Here is a 19,718-nt window from a genome sequence, read left to right on the forward strand (position 1 = left end):
AACGGCTCAAGGGCTTCAGGTCGATACTGCTAGTCGGTTACTACGTCTTAGCCCTTGACTTGAAAGATGCTGGATTAACATGCTTGACGATTGAGCCGGTGCATTCTTGTATATTCCATACGTGTGATAACTCGAGTGAGATTAATTAAAAGAATATGTTATGGTAAAGACTTGATGAAGAAAAATGCCTTTTCTTACCTGTCTCTAAATGGAAATGTTGTATGTGAGTCGGTTGCCGATGCCGGTCAGGCTTGGAGAGAACTTTCAGTGGATAACCGTGGTTTCACTTTGATAGAACTTATTGTGGTTACCGCTATCTTAGGGGTTTTAGCCCTCATGGCGATCCCTGCGTATAATTCGTATGTGAATTCATCGAAAATCGCCAGAGCAGAGGGTGATATCCGGACCATGGAAAATGATATCACTGCATATCTCGTAGACAGGGGAACTTTGCCCGATAACCTCAATGATATCGGCAGGGGAACTCTGCGTGACCCATGGGGAAATCCTTACGAATATTACAACTTCGCAGTTGGCGGGAAAACACCGCTGCAGGATCTGGGCCTTCATGACCTCAATTCTGAATTTGACCTTTACAGCAAAGGTCCGGATGGCGCGAGTGCGGCGGATTATTCTGACCCTTCAAGTGCCGATGATATTGTCAGATCTGGCGATGGTGGGTACGTTGGGAACAGATAAGCGTTTGGAAGCAGGGAATTGATATGTGTGAGTCAAAGATATCTGGTTCATGTTTGCCTTTGCAGACATGTTATGTGAAAAGGTGAACGATTTATGATTTGTGCATGCCCGAAATGTGCCGCACGGAACGAGGTGGATCTTGCCGAGATACCAGAAGGCGGTACTACGACCAATTGTGCAGCATGCAAGGCTCGCTTTCTCATCACTCGTGAGAGTATCGCTCACAGGGCCTACCGGAAAGCAGAAGATGCACATTGCGCAAAGTGCGGCAACGACCTCGGTTCGTCTCTTCACTGCCCCTCTTGTGGCGAATTATATCCTGACTATTTCGTGGCGGAAGCACCCGATGTAGCTCGCAAGAAGATCAGGAAGATTGCAGATGCATTTTCCAGTCTGAAGGACCTTTCTTTCGAATGGGGGGCTAAGCCAAAAGGTGTTTCGGGGTACGCGTCTAAGGCAAAGAGCGTCACACCGGTATCCCGTGAAAAATCGCGTAAGTTTGCAATGATTGCTGCCGGAGTGATGCTTCTTGTGGCAGTAGTTGCTTCGGGTGGGTGGTTTTATCTGCAACATAAGGCTCAGCAACAATATGCGGAAAATTATATAAAGGCGCTGTACGGGGTAAAATCCGGAATGGAGTATGGTTTGACGGCGTGTTCCAAGATTTCTGAAGAGATGAACTCGAGAGGTAATGCTCGGATTAGCCCAGAAGATGAAATAAAGATGAGTAAGGTCAAGGACGAAGTTGACAAGATCATGCAGAAGTTGAATAATCCTCCAGGGAAATTTGATCAGGCAAACGATAAGCTGATGAAATTATATGAGATTTATAAATCTATTCACACCCTCGCCATTTCACCGACAGGCTCTCCGGCAAGGATCTCAGGGGTTGCGAGCAAGGCCGAAAGTGAATTCAGGCAGGGAACGCAGGAATTGAAGAACAGTCTGCCGGAGGAGCTTTCGGCCGCACTCAAAAGAGGTAAGAGCAAGTATCGCGGATTGAGAGATCTATAGCGGCATTCTATCTGGGCAATACCTGGCATGGCCCAGGTGATATTATGGAAAAGGCCACCGGCTTGTGCAGCAAACCGGTGGCCTTTTTTCGTGGAGATAACCAAAGATTGCTCGTGGTCAGTCCGTGAGAGGTGACACTGTCTTCAGAACGCTATTAACGGCTGGGGTCGAGTTCCCTTTCCCCCTTTCCTGGCGGTCAGTTTTCCGTCAGGAAGTGTTGCTCGTAGAGGTCTTCAAGGATCTGCAGGTGACGGCTCTCGTCGGCAAGCAACCGGTCGAACAGGCTTGCATTGGGAGCGCCGGTACACCCCTGTGCCATCCGGGTGTAAAAGTCTATGGCACCTTTTTCAAGATGGATGGCATAGGCAAGGGCCTCACGCGCATCGGAGTTTGGTGTCAATTCCTTTTTAGCGAGCACGTAGCCAAGATTCATGGTCGGAACGGGTTGTACCATTCCTTCGCCTGATATCTGGCCTTCCAGGAGGGCCAACTCCAACTGCTGCTTGTGATGCAACTCGTCAATGGCCGCATCCTTTAGGATTTCTTTGGCCCCCTTGTTCTTCAATATGCGAATAGCATTCAAATAGTGTCTGAACCCTTCCTCTTCCATGGTGATGGCCATCTCAATTGCGGCCTCAAATGTATAACAGACCTGATCCTGATCGTTCATAAGCATATCCTCCCAGTTTGAAGAATTAACGACTTTTTATCACACCTGCTGCGCAAGTACAAGCTGATTGTATACACATGCACACGAGAGGTCGATGTCTGAGCCGTTCGCAACTGGCTTTTGCCGGCGGGTGCGGTAGAATTTGTTCTGCACATTAGCATGAGCAGGGAAGGAGAAGGGAGTCGTGCGGGTATTTATCGCTGGAGGGACTGGCTTTGTTGGAGGTCATTTGTGCCGTGAATTACGAAAGCGTGGCCACGAAATTACTTTATTGACGCACAGCCGGAAAGGCTCTGCACTTGATGGGTGTAAAATGGTCGAGGGTGATGTCACCAATGCCGATGAATATTATCGTGAAATTAACGGCTGCGATGCAGTCATAAATCTTGTGGGGATTATCCGCGAGTTCCCGGCCCACGGGGTGACTTTCGAGAAGTTGCATGTCGCAGCAACCCAAGCCATGATAACTGCGACGCACAAGGCCGGCGTCGAACGTTACATCCAGATGTCGGCCCTTGGCACAAGGCCAAATGCAGTTTCTCGTTATCATCAGACCAAATGGCGCGCCGAAGAACTGGTGCGTGCTTCGGACCTTGCCTGGACCATCTTCCGGCCTTCGGTAATCTTTGGCCCGGGCGATGCCTTTATTTCCATGCTTGCCGGATACATCCGCAGATATCCTGCTGTTCCGGTTATTGGCGACGGGATGTATCGGCTGCAACCGATCGCTGCTGTTGATGTTTGTCGATGCTTTGCCATGGCGTTGGAAATGCGAGAGACCATCGGCAAGGCTTACGAACTCTGCGGTCCTGATCGATTAACCTATATTGAGTTGCTTGATGCAATCGGTACTGCCCTTGGAAAGTCTACGGTTCTCAAGCTGAAAAATCCTGTAGGGCTACTGAAACTGGTGACGCCAATGCTCCAGGGCTTTTCGTTTTTCCCGCTTTCCATGGATCAGATCCAGATGCTGATCGAAGAAAACATTTGCAATGGTGACTGGCGTACGACTTTTGATTTTGATGCGCAGCATTTTGCTGCCGGCATTTCCTTATATCTGCGCGAAAATTGAATGGACAGGTTTGGATCGTGAGTATCGGGCTCAAAACTCGGGTTGCAGTTGCAATTTCGGCCCTCTTCGTCCTTTTTGCCACTCTGTTGGCAATGTATGTTCATTACGCCAGTGAGCGGGATTACCGCCGGACCATAGCAACCCAACAGCTTTTGCTCGTGAATTCGCTTGCAGAAACCATTGATGATAAGCTCTCAGTTGCCCAGCACGCATTGTTGGCCGAATCCGCCAAAGTTCAGACCGATATTGCTGCAAATGCCGACAAGGCGCAGGGTTTCCTGGACCATCAACATTCATTGCATGCCATCTTTGATAATGGACTCTTTCTTTTCAGCACTGATGGCCGGCTCATTGCTGAAAGCCCCTTCCTTTCCGGCCGTCGCAATCGGGACATTTCCTATCGGGATTATTTTCAGATTACGATGAAGACGGGGAAACCGATCATCTCCGCTCCATATCAATCGACCCACTCCCCAGGGCATCCGGCCATCATGATGACTGCTCCCATTTTCTCTGAGCAAGGACGCATTGCAGCAATCATGGGGGGGAGTCTGGATCTGCACGGTAGCAACATCCTCGTAGAACTCCCCCGCCGAAAGATGAATAACCATGGAGATCTGTTTTTGCTCTCGGCGGACGGGATGGTGATCATCCATCCCGACAAGACGATGATCATGCAACGTCACTGGGGAGGTGACAATTCTCAGCTGGCGATGGTTTTGAAAAATCCTGAGGGGACAACCGAATTGGTCAATGCACGCAAACAGCCTGTACTTGCTTCGTTCAAGCGCTTGCAGCGTACCCCCTGGATCGTGGTTGCGGAGTATCCTTTGACACTGATGCTGGCCCCCCTCGAACGGGCCAAGCAGGCTCTCCGCCTGGTGGTGCTGGGGTCTACCATTGTCGTACTGGTTGTGGTTTGGTTGATGATGTACTACCTGATGGCGCCGCTTTCTTCTTTTACACGGCATGTGGAAACACTCGCGGAAAACGGCAGTGAAGAAAAACTCTTCCGCATAAAAGGCGTTAATGAAATTGCCACGCTGGCAACGGCATTCAATTCCATGGTCGTTGCTCTTGACAGCGAGCATGATGCACTCCTGGAGAGCGAAAACAACTTCAAGGCACTTGCCGAGAACGCCCATGAAGGGATGTTGATTGTTGTCGGTCTCGGCATCATTCTTTACTCTAACCGACAGGCTGCAATTCTGCTCGGGCGTGCTATCTCAACGTTGCAGAACGTTTCGGTCGAGAGTCTCGTGCCAGATGAATCACGTCCTCGTTTCATGGAGTATTGTTTACGGGCTTGTGCCGGTGAACAGGTTGAGCCTGTCTTTGAGTGTGAAGTGCTCAGAGGGGATGGAGTGACGATACCCGTCGAGGTCACGTGTGCCCGCACGGTATGGCAGGGGCAGCCGGCAGAACTCCTGGTCATCCGCGACATTTCACAGAGAAAGCTGGCCGAAACCCTCCTTCGGGAAAATGAAGAGCGACTCTTTTTTCTCGCCCATCATGACAATCTTACCGAACTTCCCAATAGACTTCTCTGCTATGACCGATTGCGCCAGGCAATTTCTCGGGCGCGTCGCGCTGGCCAGTTGGTGGGGTTGCTGTTTATCGATCTGGACAGATTCAAAAATATTAACGATTCCCTCGGTCATGAGATCGGTGACATGCTGTTGCGCGAGGTTGCTAAGCGGTTCAGTTACTGGGTGCGCGAGACCGATACCGTTGCGAGGCTGGGCGGGGACGAATTCGTCATCATTCTGGAAGAGATCGAGGATGCACGGTATGCCGCCATGGTTGCCCAGAAGCTGATAGGCATTCTGGCACAACCGATCGTGGTCGGTGGGCACGAATTGTATATATCCATCAGTATCGGCATTACCCTGTTTCCTTCTGACAGTACCGATGTGGATGGTTTGATGAAATGCGCCGATATTGCCATGTATTCCGCCAAGGAAAATGGGCGCAACAATTATCAGTTTTACACCACGAACATGAACCGGCGGACCCGTGAAATGCTTGACCTGGAGGGAGAACTCCGCCGAGGGTTGGACCACGAACAATTCATGCTCTACTTTCAGCCCCAGTTGAGCTTGGCCACGGGAGCCCTGGTCGGTATGGAAGCGCTCGTGCGCTGGCGACATCCGGTACGGGGTGTTGTTATGCCGGACCGATTCATCCCCCTTGCCGAAGACAACGGCTTGATCGTACCCCTTGGTGAATGGGTCATCCATGCTGCCTGCCAGCAAGGCAAGTCATGGCAGCAACGGGGAGGAGTACCGTTTCGCGTGGCAGTAAACATTTCCCCCCGGCAGTTCCGATACGGGAATCTGTCTAAAGTGATCGCCCAGGCCTTGGAGCAAACAGGTTTTGACCCATCCTGTCTGGAACTGGAGATAACCGAAAGCATGATCATGGGGAACGTTGAAGCTGCGGTTCGGATCATGGAAGAGCTCAATGACATGGGCGTAATGCTGGCCATTGATGATTTTGGTACTGGATATTCATCCCTGGGTCACTTGAAGCACTTTCCCATCAGTCGGCTCAAGATCGACAAGTCGTTCATCCGTGATATTTCAGAGAATGCCAATGATGCGGCCATTGCCGCTGCCATCATTGCCCTGGCACACAGCATGAGCCTGGAAGTGATCGCGGAAGGGATAGAGACCGAAGAGCACCTGCGGCTTCTGCGAGAACTTGGGTGCGAACAGGGGCAGGGATATCTGTTCAGTCGCCCACAACCTGCTCACCTTTTGCAGTCTTTTCTCAATCTATAGGGCTCAGAAGTGATTACCAGAGTCTGGGAGTTCTGCAATCTCACTCCTTGACATCCATCACCGCATGGTTTATGAGTTTGTGCTACGTAACTCACTGTCGGTGTTACGTTTTCGCGGGCGTTGCCGGTCGATTTTATCTAAGCTATTGTTTTCTGTGCCTGGAACGCAGAGTGTTCCACTGGTAAACGTCGTTCATCCTCTGATTCCTTCTGTTTCAAGTGGAAGGGATGTTGCTTAGTGAAAGGGCCCGATGGGGAAGCTGGTCAGTATCATGCCGGAGATCGGCTTGCTGGATACCCTGGCAGCAAAAGATTCATTTCTGCACCGGCTCGACCCCCGCGCAAAAATCCTGACAACCCTTGCTTTCATGGTTGCGGTGGTCTCCTTCGACAAATACCAACTTTCAGCCCTGCTGCCCTTCTTCATCTTTCCCGTGGTCATGATGTCCGTGGGAGGGATTTCGCCGACATTCCTGGCTCGCAAGGTGCTGCTTCTCCTGCCGTTCATTCTCGTCATGGGATTTTTCAATCCGATTTATGATCAAACTATTGTCGGAAGCATCGGTAACGTTGCAGTGACCGGAGGGTGGTTGTCATATTTTTCAATGGTAATACGTTTTTGTCTCACGGTCCTTGCTGCGTTTATCCTGATTGCGGTAACCGGATTCAGTGATGTCTGTCTTGCCCTCGAACGTCTGGGGATGCCCCGCGTGTTCGCAGTGCAACTGCTGTTTCTCTATCGCTATCTGTTCGTATTGTCGGCAGAAGGGGGGAGGATGGCTCGAGCACGGTCGCTTCGCTCCTTTGCCGGGAAAGGCTTGGGGATGCGTGTCTATGCATCGCTTGTCGGCCATCTGCTTCTCAGGACCTTCGAAAGGGCTCAACGGATCTATCAAGCCATGCTGTCGCGGGGGTTTCGCGGCGAATTCCCTCCCCGCCGGCCTTTGCGGTTCGGTCTGCTTGATTTTCTTTTTGTTGCAAGCTGGGCTATGCTCTTTCTTTTATTTCGGGTAGTGAATGTTGCTTCCCTGTTGGGAGAACTGATTTCGGGAGTAATGCTGTGAGCCATCATTTGGTTGAAGTAAAGGATCTCTGCTACAACTATCCCGACGGGACAATGGCTTTGAACGGGATTTCGTTCCGTATCACCCATGGGGAGTCGGTTGCTCTGGTGGGCGCCAACGGAGCCGGGAAATCGACCCTGCTCCTGCACCTGAATGGCATACTGATGGCCAGTATGGGGCAGGTACGCATCGGTGATCTCCCGGTGACCCGGGCGACTCTGGCTGAGGTGCGCCGTACTGTGGGGATGATTTTTCAGGACCCTGATGATCAGCTGTTCATGCCGACGGTTGGCGAAGATGTGGCTTTTGGTCCTGCCAACCTCGGATTGCCGAGGGAGGAGGTTGACGAACGGGTCAGGAAAGCGCTGCAAAAAGTCGGGATAGAACACCTGGCCGGTCGTCCGCCGTACCGCCTGTCCGGGGGGGAAAAACGACGCGCTGCCATTGCCACGGTTTTGGCATTGATGCCGGATATTCTCGTGATGGATGAACCGACAACCGGTTTGGACCCCCTGGGCCGTCGCCAACTCATCAAGTTACTTGCTGATTTTCATCATACCAAGATAGTGGCTACCCATGATCTTGATCTGGTCCTGGATATCTGCCCGCGAACCATTGTCATCAAGGATGGCAAGATAGAGGCGGATGGGAGCACAACGGAGATCTTTCGCAACAGTGAGCTTTTGTCCGCGTGTCATCTGGAAATGCCTCTCGCAATGCAAGGGTGTCCGCTGTGCGCTAGGATAGAACCTGCTGAGGAGGTAAAGGAGAATTCCCCTTAAAGCAATCCTTTGTCAGCAAGGCTGACATAACTGCCGTCACCGATAATGACATGGTCGAGGAGGCGGATTCCCATCAGTTCGCCCGCTTCCTTGAGTCGACGGGTCAATTCCAGATCTTCGCGGCTGGGGGTCGGGTCGCCTGAGGGATGATTGTGGACGATGATGATGGCGGCAGCCGAGTCGCGGACGGCGGGGTTGAAGACTTCGCGAGGATGAACGATGCTTTGGTTGAGCGATCCTTCAGAGATTTGTAGATTCCGCATGACCCGATTTTTGCCATCCAGGAGCAGGGCATGCACATACTCCTTCCGGCGCTCACGGAAGTGGGGGTAGTAATGTTCAAAAACCTGTGCAGGCGAGGTATACCGGTCACCATCCGACAGAGTTCGGGCTGTACAGCGGTTGGCAATTTCGATTGCGGCCTTGATTGAAACCGCCTTGGCAGGACCGATCCCCTTGACGCGGCAGATTTCCGCTATGCTCGCACTGCCGAGACTGCGCAGGTCGCCGAACTCCTTGAGCAGTTGCCTGCCCAAGTCGATTGCACTCTGTTTGGCTGCGTGATCGCCGGTTCGCAGAATGAGGGCAAGCAACTCGGCATCACTTAAACCTTCAGAGCCTTGCCTGATCAATCGTTCCCGTGGCCGCTCTCCCTCAGGCCATCCCTTGATCCCACCTGACATCTTCGTCTCCTCTATAGCAGGAGTTTAATGGAAGATAAACAGATACCCGATCACTCCAAAGCCTACCAGTACTCTGTACCAGACAAACGGATAGAGCGAATTCTTCTGCACATATTTAAGGAGGAAAGCCACACTCACGTAACCGAAAATGGCTGAAGCTGCAATTCCGATGATCAATGAAGGGAGTTCACCTGCGGGCATGCCGTGCCTGATCAGATGTCCCAGTTTCAGGATGCCAGCCCCGGCAACGATGGGAAGTGAAAGGAGAAAAGAGAAACGGGCTGCAGTTTCGCGGGTGTATCCGAGGAGGAGCGCAGCCGTTATGGTTATTCCGGAGCGGGAGACTCCGGGGACAAGGGCCAGGCATTGGGCCAGGCCTATAGTGATGGCTGCACCAAAAGTTATCCGTTCCATTTTCCAGCGTTTTGCCCCTATCGTGTCGGCAAAGGCGAGTAAAATGCCGAAGCCGACCAGGAGGATGGCGATGAGCATGGGACTTGCACGGAAGATGGCCTCGATCGGTTCTTCAAAAAGCTTTCCAACGATGGCTGCCGGGAAGGTGCCGACAATGATATAGAAGGGGAGGCGTTGAGCGCTGCTTCTGCTTCCTTTTGTTGAAAATGAATCACAGAAATTGAGCCCGAGTTCCAGGATATCTCGCCAGAAGTAAGCACAGAGCGCCAGTAAAGTCCCCAGGTGGAGGGCGACGTCAAAGGTGATTCCTGATTCCTGCCAGTGGAGGAGCCAGGGAACTAAAATCAGGTGAGCTGAACTGCTGATGGGCAAAACTTCGGTGAGCCCTTGCAGGGCACCGAGAATGGTCGCGTGAAGCGGGTTCATGGAATTTGGCTCTCCTTGGGGGTGCCCGGACACATTAGACTAACAGGTCGGGAAAAGCAAGGAATGCCCTTTGATCCGGCTTGGCAGAGTCCGCATGGTGCGATATTGTAACATAGATGTAGCATTGGTTCCATTTCTGTGATAAATATATGCGGTTTTATTGAACGGCGACAGTTGCCGATCTGCAGCGGAGGATGCCATGTTCGGACTCATTCCCAAAGACGAAAAGTTTTTTGCCATGTTTAAGGAGATGACCAGAAACATTATTGAAGGAGCGCAACTCCTCAAGGATATGATGGACAATTTTGAAGATCCTGTCGGGAGCCAGCGACGGATCAAGGATGTGGAGCACAAGGGAGACTCCCAGACCCATGATATCATCAAGAAGCTGAACAAGAGCTTTGTTACTCCATTTGACCGTGAAGATATCTATGCCTTGTCGTCGGCTCTCGATGACATACTTGACCTGATAGATGCCTCTGCCCAGCGCTTCGTCATGTACAATGTGGAAAAGCCGACCGCAGAGGCGAAAGAGTTGGCGTTTCTGATCCTCAAGTCGTGCCAGACCATCGATAAAGCGGTTGCCCTGTTGGGTGGGAAGCTCGAGCCCATAGCGGAATATTGCGTCGAGGTAAACGCCTTGGAGAATGAGGCGGACCGCGTCTGTCGCGAGGCAATCAGCCGGCTTTTCGACGAAGAGAAGGATCCTATCCAGCTGATCAAGTGGAAAGAGATTTACGAGACCTTGGAACGGGCCACGGATAAATGCGAAGATGCTGCCAACATACTCGAAAGTGTGGTGGTAAAGAATGCTTGATACTGCATTCCTCATGCTCTGCCTCGTTATATTCTCTGCCTTGGCATTCGACTATATCAACGGTTTTCATGATACTGCAAACGCAATTGCCACCTGTGTTTCGACCCGGGCATTGTCGGTCAAGGCTGCAATCGTTATGGCTGCCGGACTTAATTTTGTCGGGGCAATGGTATCCACCAAGGTTGCAGCTACTATTGGCAAAGGTATAGTTGATGCCAACCATATAACCCAGATGGTTGTTTTGGCCGGAATCATGGGAGCCATTATCTGGGATTTGATCACCTGGTATTATGGCCTCCCCTCATCATCTTCCCATGCCATCATCGGCGGCCTCATCGGAGCGGTTATCGCACATGACGGGGCGTCTGTCCTGCATTGGGGCGGGCTGGAAAAAATCGTGCTGTCACTGGTGATTTCACCGATTGTGGGAACCATCATCGGTTTCACTTTTATGGTGATCATGCTCTGGAGCTTCAGGCATTCCGCTCCAAGCGGTCTCAATAATAGTTTCCGCAAACTGCAGATACTTTCGGCTGCAGTTATGGCATTTTCGCATGGTACCGCAGATGCCCAGAAATCCATGGGGGTCATTACCATGGCGTTGGTCAGCTATGGGGCACTGCCGTCCTTTATCGTCCCGACCTGGGTGAAAATTGCCTGCGCAGTGGCGATGGGTCTCGGCACTGCTGGCGGTGGGTGGCGGATCATCAAGACCGTCGGGAAGGACTTCGTGAAACTGCAGCCTGTTCACGGTTTCTGTGTGGAGACGGCGTCGGCAGGGGTCATTCTCGGGGCATCGTCGATCGGTATGCCGGTCAGCACCACCCATGTCATCACCTCGGCCATTCTCGGGGTAGGCCTTTCGAAGCGTCTCACGGCGGTAAACTGGAATGTGGCGGGAAGGATTCTGGTCGCCTGGGTTCTCACCATTCCGGCATCGGCCATTGTTGGTGGGATGGCATATCTGGTCATGAGCCCGTTCCTGGGTAATTAGCCCTTACGGTATTCTACGGCACCCTTTCCCTTATTCATCAATTTCATCTCCTACCTCTTCCATTTCCCTGGTTAGTTCTGCCAGGGTTTCATCCTTTTTCCTGAATCGTACGACCAGGTAATAGCAGGCAAAGTACGCGACGATTGCGGCTGCAAAGCCAAGGACCGAAGTGCCGATCAGAAGCGATGCGGCATGGGTCTTGAGGTGATGCCATGCAATGCTTTTGAAATGGAATTCAAGGGGGGGGAGTCCACGGAGCATCTGCCCCAGCTTGAAACTCAGGCCAAGAATGGGGAGAACGGTGATTGGCGTGTTGACCCATGCGCCTGTGACGCAGGTGACCTTGTTGAGCCTGAAGATGAATGCGGCCCCAATGGCCATCAACGTATGGAATGCAAAAAAAGGGGTGAAGCTGATGAACACCCCTACGGCGAATCCAGCTGAAATATGTCCCGGATGGCTGTCCAGAGAGAGAATCTCCCTGAAACGTTTTTTCCACAATTCCTTGTTGAACACACGCAATCCCTTCAGTGCCTGCGCGCAGTCTAGAGCCCGGCCGGAGGTTTGTCAACCAAATCCGCTCTGGTCAATTCACGGGAAAACTCCATTAGCCTGCAATATTATTCTTGAAAATTGTCGAAATGCTCGATAACTTTCCAATTGACAATATGACCGCAAGAATATATATACAAAACAATATATATTGCACTTACGTAGTCGACGATCGATAAACGAGGTGAATGACGTGATCAGATTTCTGGCTGCTGGGGCTTTGGTGCTGTTCTTTAGCGGTGCTGCGATGGGTGAAGAAAGGAGCCTCGGGCTCAGACAGGCAATAGAACTGGCCCTGGAGAATAACAGCCTCCTGCAGGCTGCACACTATGAACAAAGTGCTGCAGAGTCAGGGGTGGCCATCAGCCGTTCGCGGTATCTGCCGAAAATTACGTTCGAAGAGCGGGCGGCAGTCACCAATTCCCCGACAAAGGCCTTCATGATGCGGCTTGACGAAGGGAGGTTTTCTCTGGCCGGTGATCTGAATCATCCACCGACCACGGGAGACTTTCAGACTTCACTCACCCTGGAACAGCCGCTCTTTGATGTCGGGATTGTGCGGGAAAAGGCCGTCGCTGAGCAGGAGTATGTATCCCGCTCCCATGCCTTTGAGCAACGTCGCCAGGAAGTTGCCTTTCAGGTTTATGGTGCATATCTGGCTGTCCAGCGGGCAAGGGCTTATGTATCGGTTGTCGAAAAGGCCGTGTCCGACGCGCGCGAGCATCAACGACTGGCAGCCGTGCGCAACGCAGCCGGAGTCGGTCTCAAGTTCGACGAATTGCGCATCGGGACATTTCTGGCTGAAATCGAACAGCAGAAGATCACTGCGGTAAACGACCTTGCCCTTGCCCGGTTGCGCCTGGGGCAGGTAATCGGTCTGCCGGCCGGCACAGCTCCCGACATCGCAGATACGGTAACCGCCTATGATCTCATGCTTGACGGCAAGGAGCTTGTTGAAACTGCACTTTCGGGCAGGAAGGACCTGCAAGAGCTGGAAGCGCAGCTTGCCAAGTCCGAAGCGGGTGTTTCCCTTGCGCGTGGGAGCTATTGGCCGACCGTCTATGCTGGAGCCTCTTATCAGATGAATGACCGTGATGTGCCCCTGGGGCGTGACAACGATAGCTGGATGCTTGGCGCGAACCTTCGGTGGGAGCTTTTTGATGGGTTGAGGCGAAATAGTGAGGTGTCACGCGCCCAGGCGGCTCGCAATGCAGTGGGTGCGTATCTCGCCGAACGTCGGCGGGATGCCGTACTACAGGTCAATGAAGCGATGCTGCGTCGAGAAGAGGCGATAAAAAGGTTGGAAGTAGCACAGCGTGCGGTAAAGGATGCGGAGGAGATGGTCAGGCTGGTCAACAAGCGCTATGAGAATGCGCTTGCCACAACGGTCGAGACCCTCGACGCCCAGACAGCACTCAACCGGGCCAGGGCTCAGCTGGTTGATAACGAAGCCGGTTATGCGCTTGCTAATGCGCGTGTCTACCATAGCGCCGGGCTGTTCCTCAAGGAGGTTGTCAGATGATGCTACGCTCTGGCGTAATGAATGTCGTGCTGCTCGCAGGGATGCTGATGTCGACTTCCGGCTGTACGAAAGAGCATGACCGTGCTGTTCCGGCTGCCCCGGCTGTGGTAAAGGGGCTGGTTGTCGATACGGTCCACGTGCAGGATGTTTCCGAGCGTCTGGAGATGGTCGGAACCGTCAAGGCGGTGAACAGCTCGGTTATAGCTGCGCGGGTTGCCGGGACCGTAACAGCTCTGATGGTGAAAGAGGGGGATCGGGTCCGCAAAGGGCAGGTTCTGGGAAGCATTGAGGCAGTGGAAACCCTGGCAAGTGCCGCAGCAGCCCAGGCCGGTGTTGAAGAGGCCCGGCGGGCGCTTGATGAGGCGCTGTCGCGCAGGAAGTTGGCCGACGCCACGTTCCAAAGGTACAGCCGGCTTTTTTCCGAGCAGGCTGTGACGCGGCAGGAATATGAAACACGCCAGTCCGAACAGGAGATTGCGGCGCAAGGGGTCTCCCGCGCAGAGTCGCGTTTGGTGCAGGCTCGTGAGAGTGCCCGCGCAGCAGTCACCGTTGCTGCCTACACGAAAATGATCGCCCCACTTGCGGGAATGATCACGAACAAGGCCATAGACCGCGGGGCAACGGTATTCCCTGGGATGCCACTCATGACGGTGGAAGGCGAAGGTGGCTTCCTCCTTGAGGTGCAGGCCCCCGAAACCCTGAAGGGACAGATCAGCACCGGCAAGACCATCGAGGTCGTGATGGACGGTATGACTGCTCCTGAAACCGGGCGGGTTGTGGAGATCGTTCCTACTATCGATCCGGCCAGCAGAACCTTTACTGTAAAGGTTGCCGTAGCGGGCAGAGGCCTTCGCTCCGGCTCCTACGGGAAGGCATTCGTTCCGGTAGGGAGTGTCAAAGGGATCGTGGTGCCGAAAAAGGCGCTGGTGGAACGTGGTGCACTGAATTTGGTCTGGGTAGTTGATCCGCAGAATATCATCAGAATGCGGTTGGTAAAGGCAGGCAGACAGATTGGCGAACAGATTGAAATCCTTGCCGGGCTCAGCGACGGTGAGCGGATCGTGGTGAGCGGCGCAGAGAAGGCTTCCGACGGTGGAAAGGTGGAATAGATCATGCGTGACCTCGGGTTCGCAGGCAAGGTCGCCCGCGCCTTCATAAATTCCAAGCTGACTCCGTTGATTGTCATTGCATCCCTGCTGCTCGGCATCTTTGCGATAAAGATGACCCCGCGGGAGGAAGAGCCGCAGATCGTTGTGCCGATGATCGACATCTTTTTGCCGCTTCCCGGGGCAACGCCTGCCGAGGTGCAGGAACGCGTCGTCACTCCCTTCGAAAGAAAACTCTGGGAAATCAAAGGTGTTGAATATCTCTATTCCATGAGTCGGCCTGGCATGGGGATCATAACGGTCCGCTATCTGGTCGGCGAAGACATGGAGCGGTCGCTGGTCAAGCTCTATAACAAGGTCATGAGCAACAGGAAGCTGCTCCCTCCAGGAGCCGGCGAGCCGCTCGTTGCCCCGAAATCCATCGATGACGTGCCGATCCTGGCGGTGACGCTCTGGTCCGATCGGTATGATCACACCATGCTGCGCAGTGTGGCAAAAGAGATCTGCGAAGAGCTGAAGAAGGGCGAGAACGTCGCCGAAGCGCAGGTTACCGGCGGGCTTTCCAGGCAAGTCAGGATTGTTCTCGACAGCGGAAAACTGGCTGCGAGAGGCATATCGCCCTTGGAGGTAGCGGCTGCGTTGCACAAAGGGAATGCCAGCAGTGCGTCGGGATCTTTCAGTGGCGACAACCGCGAAATGCTGGTACATGCAGGCCAGTTTCTGCAGGATGTGGAGACCGTAAAGCATCTGGTGATAGCGGTTCGCGACAGCAAACCGATTTATCTTTCGGATGTTGCTACTGTCAAAGACGGTGTTGCAGAATCCAAAGACTATGTCTTTTTCGGGCTGGGGCCGGCTGCAGTGACCAAGGGGCTGCAGGGGAATCCCCATAAGGACTATGCTGCAGTCACAATATCGATTGCCAAGAGGACGGGAGCCAACGCCACCTGGGTAGCAGAAGATCTGATGAAAAAGGTGGAGTTTCTGAAGGGGAAGATCATCCCTGCAGATGTACAGGTCACGGTGACCCGAAACTATGGAGAGACGGCAAAGGAAAAGAACAACGAACTTCTCTTCCACATGTTTCTTGCGGCCATCTCGGTGACCATCCTGATCGCCATCTTTATGGGGTGGCGAGCAGGAGCGGTGGCAGCGATTGCCATCCCCGTTACCCTGGCCCTCACCATGCTGATCTTTTACCTGATCGGGTACACCCTGAACAGGATAACCCTCTTTGCACTGATATTCTCCATCGGCATCCTGGTTGATGACGCCATTGTCGTGGTCGAGAACATCCACCGCTACTTCACCACGACCAAGTTCAAGCCGCTGGAGGGTGCGATCCGGGCCGTGGACGAGATCGGCAACCCAACCGTGCTGGCGACCTTTGCCGTCATTGCCTCGATTTTGCCCATGGGATTCGTCGGCGGGCTGATGGGCCCGTACATGCGGCCGATCCCGGTGGGGGCCAGCATGGCCATGCTGCTCTCCATGTTCATTGCTTTCATCGTAACCCCCTATTTTGCCTATCGGCTGATGAAGGGAGAGCATCATGCTGACAGCGGCGAGGCGCCGGACGACTCGAAACTGACCGCTTTCTACCGGAAGGTGATGGATGCGCTGATCCACAAAAAGCCGCTCAGGTATGGCTTTCTTGCCAGCGTGGTTGTACTGCTTCTGGCAGCCTGTTCACTGATTTACTTCAAGCTGGTCACGGTCAAGATGCTCCCGTTTGACAACAAGAACGAACTGCAGGTGATCATCGATACTCCGGACGGTACCCCGCTGGAGGCTACGGCGAGGGTGGCTGCCGAAATGGGCGATGCGTTGCGGACCATTCCGGAGGTGACCGATTTCCAGACCTATGTCGGGGTCAATTCTCCGTTCAATTTCAATGGTCTGGTCCGGCATTATTACCTGCGTAAAGGCCCGCACCTGGCCGATATCCAGGTGAACTTGACCCCCAAGGCAGACCGGAAAGAACAGTCACACGACATCGCCAAGAAGGTGCGGCCGCTGCTCAAGAAGATTGCCGATAAATATGGGGCACGGGTCAAGATCGCCGAGATACCTCCAGGACCTCCGGTGCTTTCGACTTTGGTGGCAGAAGTGTATGGGCCGGATGACGCCACGCGGGCTGATATTGCCCGACAGGTGAAGGATATCTTCATAAAGACCGCAGGGGTAGTGGACGTTGACTGGTATCGCGAGGATGATCAAGCCAAGGTGACCTTTGCGGTCGACCGGGAGAAGGCCGCCTTGAACGGTATCGCTGCCGAAGATGTGGCCAGTTCCTTGGGGCTTGCCCTCGGCGGGATGGATGCGGGTCTCCTGCATGTGGCTCGGGAAAAAGAACCGGTAACCCTGAATCTGCGTCTCCCCGTGGCAGACCGCAGCTCTGTGGCGGGACTCTCGTCGATCCAACTTCCCGGACCGAAGGGGATGGTGCCATTATCCCAATTGGTGCGGCCGATACGCGGAACCGAAGAAAAGTCGCTTTACCGGAAGAACCTGAAGAATGTTGTCTATGTCATTGGTGACGTAGCCGGTGAGATCGAAGCTCCGGTGTACGCCATCCTCAAGATGCAGAAAGAGATTGCTGCCATCCCCCTTCCTGGTGGCTACAAGATCGAGCAGCTTGCGTCAAGACAGCCGTGGAGCGAGGAAAAACCGGGTCTCAAGTGGGATGGCGAGTGGCATATCACCTATGAAGTGTTTCGCGATCTTGGGGTAGCCTTTGCTGCCGTGATGGTACTCATTTACATCCTGGTCGTTGCCTGGTTCCGGGACTTTACCACGCCGTTGGTGATCATGGCGCCCATCCCGCTTACCCTGATCGGTATTCTGCCGGGTCATGCCCTCTTCGGCGCTTTCTTTACCGCTACGAGCATGATCGGTTTTATTGCCTTGGCAGGGATTATCGTCAGAAACTCCATCATCCTGATCGATTTTGCCGAGATGAAGCGCCGTGAAGGGCTCCCCCTCGATCAGGCCATCATCGAGGCCGGTGCGGTCAGGTTCCGTCCTATGCTCCTGACTGCGGCAGCAGTCGTTGTCGGCAGCTTCGTCATTGTTTTCGATCCGATATTCCAAGGGCTGGCCATTGCCCTCATGTGCGGGGAGATTGCGTCGACGACGCTGTCGCGGGTGACGATTCCCATCCTGTATTATCTTGTGCAGAGCTGGAAGGAACGACATGCAGTAAAGAATGACGAAATGACGGAGGTAGGATGATTTGGTTCAAGAAGAAACAGGCGGACCTGGAAGATCTTGCTCTGGCGGAACTCTGCCAGCTGGAGGCAGAGGCTCTGTATCGCTCCGGGAAAATGCACTGTGCAGAGGCTGTGGTGTTCACGATCAAAAAGCACTTCCGTCCCGAACTTCCTGACGATGTGGTGCAGATGGTTAGCGGATTTGGTGGTGGTTCAGGCTCCGGCTGCGTTTGCGGCGCGGTTGCTGCGGGCACCGTTGCGATAGGGCTGGTGCTGAAGGAAGACAAGAAGCGAATAGCCCATCTGACACGTGAACTGCATGCCTGGTTCAAGGAAAAGTATGATGTGACGTGCTGCAAGATCATCAGGTCCAATCACAAAGGCGCCTGCCCGGTGTTGACCGGCGAAGTTGCAGGCAAGATAGCAGATATGCTGTCGAGATCGTAGAGAGGAGTTTCTCATGTACATCGAGCGTATTGTCCGAATAGTAGCCGGGGCATTTGTCCTGATTTCGTTGCTTTTGGCACACTTTCACAATCCGAACTGGCTCTGGGTTACCGGTTTTGTCGGGCTGAACCTGTTCCAGTCAGGATTTACTCAGTTTTGCCCGTTGTTCAACATCCTTGACAAACTGGGTGTCCCCCGGTTTCCCAAAGATTGCTGCCAGAAATGAGCGTCAGGGTTACGATCCTCTGTGATAACACCGTCGGCCCTATCGCCGGTACGTTGGGGGAGCATGGTTTTTCCGCGCTGATCGAATGGGATGGCGGTTCCCTGCTGTTCGACACGGGTGGCGGCGAAACCCTGTTGCATAACGCGTTGCGGATGAACCGCAACCTCCGCTTGATCAGCGCGGTTGTGCTTTCGCATGGGCATTATGACCATACAGGTGGTCTGCGACAACTGCTGCAGTTGACGGGAAAGAGGCCGGTCTATGCCCATCCAGGTGTTTTTGCGCCTCGTTACCGGGTCAAGGATACCGGGGAAGCGGTGCCGCTCGGCATCCCATTCAGCGAGGATTTCCTCCGGGTCCTCGGGGCAGACTTTGACCTTTGCTCCACCTTTCGCAGGATTGCCCCCGGAGTGTTCCTCACCGGCGAGGTTTGCCGCAGCACTGCATTCGAGATCGGGGATACGGGACTGTACGCCGATTCTCTCGGCAACCTTCGCGATGAGCTGATTGACGACCAGTCGCTGATCATCAAGGGGGAGCGTGGATTGACGCTGGTCCTGGGCTGTTGTCATGCCGGTCTGATCAATACCATCCGGGCTGCACGCGAACTGACCGGTGTTCAAGAAGTGCAGGCGGTAATCGGTGGTACCCATCTGGGGTTCAGTTCGACTCAGCAGCTTGATGCCACAGTGTCCGCACTGAGAGAATTCCGGGTGAGGAAGATCTATGGCACCCACTGCACCGGGTTCACTGCTGCCGCCAGACTCCACCGGGAATTCCCCGGACAGTTTCTCGCCGCACAGGTGGGAACGAGTCTGGAAATTATATAAATTCTGCTGAGAGGATTTGATTCATGCGCAACATTCTTGCGATTTTCCTTCTGTTGGTCGCCACGGTTACCGCTGCTTTGGGTGCTGGCTATCGCAACGTCATGTCTGTGGAAGCGAAAAGGATCATCGAACAAAAAAAGAACGTCTATCTGCTGGATGTCCGCACCCCCGAGGAGTTTCGTCAGGCACGGATGAAAGGCGGGATGCTTATTCCCTTAAGCGAAATCGAACGGCGACTTGTCGAGGTGCCAAAGAATCGCCCGATCCTAGTCTACTGTGCGGTCGGGTCGCGCTCCAATCTGGTGGCAAAGTATTTGGTGAACAGGGGATATGGAGAGGTTTACAACATGGTTGATGGACTGGTTGGCTGGTATCGCAACGGCTATCCCATTGAGCGGTGATGACA

General features: G+C 53.5%; 19 protein-coding genes. 15 read left to right on the forward strand and 4 right to left on the reverse strand.

Annotated elements, in window-relative coordinates; all coding sequences use genetic code 11:
• Nucleotides 1–174: 174 nt before the first annotated feature.
• On the forward strand, nucleotides 175–699 hold the full coding sequence (locus tag GJT30_11440; protein ID MSM40221.1) for a prepilin-type N-terminal cleavage/methylation domain-containing protein: 525 nt from the start codon (nucleotides 175–177) through the stop codon (nucleotides 697–699).
• 132 nt (nucleotides 700–831) lie between these two features.
• Entirely contained in the window at nucleotides 832–1,713 is an 882-nt protein-coding gene (locus GJT30_11445) for a hypothetical protein (protein ID MSM40222.1), read from the forward strand.
• 196 nt (nucleotides 1,714–1,909) lie between these two features.
• Here the strand turns inward: GJT30_11445 and GJT30_11450 are convergent, their stop codons facing one another.
• Nucleotides 1,910–2,383, reverse strand: coding sequence for a ferritin (locus GJT30_11450; protein MSM40223.1), 474 nt, complete (start codon nucleotides 2,381–2,383; stop codon nucleotides 1,910–1,912).
• A gap of 184 nt (nucleotides 2,384–2,567) precedes the next feature.
• Between GJT30_11450 and GJT30_11455 the strand changes: the two genes are divergently transcribed.
• The 4 genes from GJT30_11455 (at nucleotide 2,568) to GJT30_11470 (ending at nucleotide 8,083) form a co-directional block, all read left to right on the forward strand.
• On the forward strand, nucleotides 2,568–3,455 hold the full coding sequence (locus tag GJT30_11455) for an NAD(P)H-binding protein (GenBank protein MSM40224.1): 888 nt from the start codon (nucleotides 2,568–2,570) through the stop codon (nucleotides 3,453–3,455).
• A 17-nt stretch (nucleotides 3,456–3,472) separates the two neighbouring features.
• Nucleotides 3,473–6,238 (forward strand): EAL domain-containing protein, encoded by a 2,766-nt coding sequence (locus tag GJT30_11460; protein MSM40225.1) that lies wholly within the window; start codon nucleotides 3,473–3,475, stop codon nucleotides 6,236–6,238.
• A 250-nt stretch (nucleotides 6,239–6,488) separates the two neighbouring features.
• Nucleotides 6,489–7,301, forward strand: a complete 813-nt coding sequence (cbiQ, locus tag GJT30_11465; GenBank protein MSM40226.1) for a cobalt ECF transporter T component CbiQ — start codon at nucleotides 6,489–6,491, stop codon at nucleotides 7,299–7,301.
• Nucleotides 7,298–8,083 carry an ATP-binding cassette domain-containing protein gene (locus tag GJT30_11470; GenBank protein MSM40227.1) on the forward strand — a complete coding sequence of 262 codons (786 nt, stop codon included), beginning with the start codon at nucleotides 7,298–7,300 and terminating at the stop codon, nucleotides 8,081–8,083. Before cbiQ ends, GJT30_11470 begins: the two co-directional genes overlap by 4 nt.
• Here the strand turns inward: GJT30_11470 and radC are convergent.
• Nucleotides 8,080–8,766: a DNA repair protein RadC gene (gene radC / locus GJT30_11475; GenBank protein MSM40228.1), complete on the reverse strand. Its 687-nt coding sequence runs from the start codon at nucleotides 8,764–8,766 to the stop codon at nucleotides 8,080–8,082. The two genes, GJT30_11470 and radC, sit on opposite strands and share 4 nt — an antisense overlap.
• 24 nt (nucleotides 8,767–8,790) lie before the next feature.
• Entirely contained in the window at nucleotides 8,791–9,606 is an 816-nt protein-coding gene (gene uppP, locus GJT30_11480; GenBank protein ID MSM40229.1) for an undecaprenyl-diphosphatase UppP, read from the reverse strand.
• 199 nt (nucleotides 9,607–9,805) lie between these two features.
• Here uppP and GJT30_11485 point away from each other — a divergent pair, with 199 nt between their 5' ends.
• Both GJT30_11485 and GJT30_11490 read left to right on the forward strand, forming a co-directional pair.
• The gene (locus tag GJT30_11485) at nucleotides 9,806–10,423 is read left to right on the forward strand and encodes a DUF47 family protein (protein MSM40230.1); all 618 of its coding nucleotides are present in this window, start codon (nucleotides 9,806–9,808) and stop codon (nucleotides 10,421–10,423) included.
• Nucleotides 10,416–11,417, forward strand: a complete 1,002-nt coding sequence (locus tag GJT30_11490; GenBank protein ID MSM40231.1) for an inorganic phosphate transporter — start codon at nucleotides 10,416–10,418, stop codon at nucleotides 11,415–11,417. Before GJT30_11485 ends, GJT30_11490 begins: the two co-directional genes overlap by 8 nt.
• A gap of 30 nt (nucleotides 11,418–11,447) precedes the next feature.
• Here GJT30_11490 and GJT30_11495 read toward each other — a convergent pair whose 3' ends face one another.
• Nucleotides 11,448–11,933, reverse strand: a complete 486-nt coding sequence (locus GJT30_11495) for a DUF2062 domain-containing protein (protein ID MSM40232.1) — start codon at nucleotides 11,931–11,933, stop codon at nucleotides 11,448–11,450.
• A gap of 232 nt (nucleotides 11,934–12,165) precedes the next feature.
• On the opposite strand from GJT30_11495, the gene GJT30_11500 reads away from it, so the two are divergent.
• Genes GJT30_11500 through GJT30_11530 form a run of 7 tightly spaced genes read left to right on the forward strand, consistent with a single transcriptional unit; the run spans nucleotide 12,166 to nucleotide 19,713 of the window.
• Nucleotides 12,166–13,491 (forward strand): TolC family protein, encoded by a 1,326-nt coding sequence (locus GJT30_11500; GenBank protein ID MSM40233.1) that lies wholly within the window; start codon nucleotides 12,166–12,168, stop codon nucleotides 13,489–13,491.
• On the forward strand, nucleotides 13,491–14,600 hold the full coding sequence (locus tag GJT30_11505; GenBank protein ID MSM40234.1) for an efflux RND transporter periplasmic adaptor subunit: 1,110 nt from the start codon (nucleotides 13,491–13,493) through the stop codon (nucleotides 14,598–14,600). Before GJT30_11500 ends, GJT30_11505 begins: the two co-directional genes overlap by 1 nt.
• Before the next feature lie 3 nt (nucleotides 14,601–14,603).
• Nucleotides 14,604–17,831, forward strand: coding sequence for an AcrB/AcrD/AcrF family protein (locus GJT30_11510; protein ID MSM40235.1), 3,228 nt, complete (start codon nucleotides 14,604–14,606; stop codon nucleotides 17,829–17,831).
• Nucleotides 17,828–18,256 (forward strand): hypothetical protein, encoded by a 429-nt coding sequence (locus tag GJT30_11515; protein ID MSM40236.1) that lies wholly within the window; start codon nucleotides 17,828–17,830, stop codon nucleotides 18,254–18,256. The genes GJT30_11510 and GJT30_11515 overlap by 4 nt, the downstream gene beginning before the upstream one ends.
• Before the next feature lie 13 nt (nucleotides 18,257–18,269).
• Entirely contained in the window at nucleotides 18,270–18,482 is a 213-nt protein-coding gene (locus GJT30_11520; protein MSM40237.1) for a DUF2892 domain-containing protein, read from the forward strand.
• Nucleotides 18,479–19,312 (forward strand): MBL fold metallo-hydrolase, encoded by an 834-nt coding sequence (locus GJT30_11525; protein MSM40238.1) that lies wholly within the window; start codon nucleotides 18,479–18,481, stop codon nucleotides 19,310–19,312. Before GJT30_11520 ends, GJT30_11525 begins: the two co-directional genes overlap by 4 nt.
• 23 nt (nucleotides 19,313–19,335) lie before the next feature.
• Nucleotides 19,336–19,713, forward strand: a complete 378-nt coding sequence (locus GJT30_11530; protein MSM40239.1) for a rhodanese-like domain-containing protein — start codon at nucleotides 19,336–19,338, stop codon at nucleotides 19,711–19,713.
• Nucleotides 19,714–19,718: the final 5 nt, after the last annotated feature.

Origin of the sequence: Geobacter sp. (assembly GCA_009684525.1) — a bacterium.
Lineage (GTDB): Bacteria > Desulfobacterota > Desulfuromonadia > Geobacterales > DSM-12255 > Geoanaerobacter.

Bases quoted from the DNA above. Each gene is read 5' to 3' on its own strand.
- GJT30_11440 (MSM40221.1), top strand. From the start codon at position 175: ATGAAGAAAAATGCCTTTTCTTACCTGTCTCTAAATGGAAATGTTGTA.
- GJT30_11450 (MSM40223.1), bottom strand. From the start codon at position 2,383: ATGAACGATCAGGATCAGGTCTGTTATACATTTGAGGCCGCAATTGAG.
- cbiQ (MSM40226.1), top strand. From the start codon at position 6,489: ATGGGGAAGCTGGTCAGTATCATGCCGGAGATCGGCTTGCTGGATACC.
- radC (MSM40228.1), bottom strand. From the start codon at position 8,766: ATGTCAGGTGGGATCAAGGGATGGCCTGAGGGAGAGCGGCCACGGGAA.
- uppP (MSM40229.1), bottom strand. From the start codon at position 9,606: ATGAACCCGCTTCACGCGACCATTCTCGGTGCCCTGCAAGGGCTCACC.
- GJT30_11485 (MSM40230.1), top strand. From the start codon at position 9,806: ATGTTCGGACTCATTCCCAAAGACGAAAAGTTTTTTGCCATGTTTAAG.
- GJT30_11490 (MSM40231.1), top strand. From the start codon at position 10,416: ATGCTTGATACTGCATTCCTCATGCTCTGCCTCGTTATATTCTCTGCC.
- GJT30_11505 (MSM40234.1), top strand. From the start codon at position 13,491: ATGCTACGCTCTGGCGTAATGAATGTCGTGCTGCTCGCAGGGATGCTG.
- GJT30_11510 (MSM40235.1), top strand. From the start codon at position 14,604: ATGCGTGACCTCGGGTTCGCAGGCAAGGTCGCCCGCGCCTTCATAAAT.
- GJT30_11515 (MSM40236.1), top strand. From the start codon at position 17,828: ATGATTTGGTTCAAGAAGAAACAGGCGGACCTGGAAGATCTTGCTCTG.
- GJT30_11520 (MSM40237.1), top strand. From the start codon at position 18,270: ATGTACATCGAGCGTATTGTCCGAATAGTAGCCGGGGCATTTGTCCTG.
- GJT30_11525 (MSM40238.1), top strand. From the start codon at position 18,479: ATGAGCGTCAGGGTTACGATCCTCTGTGATAACACCGTCGGCCCTATC.
- GJT30_11530 (MSM40239.1), top strand. From the start codon at position 19,336: ATGCGCAACATTCTTGCGATTTTCCTTCTGTTGGTCGCCACGGTTACC.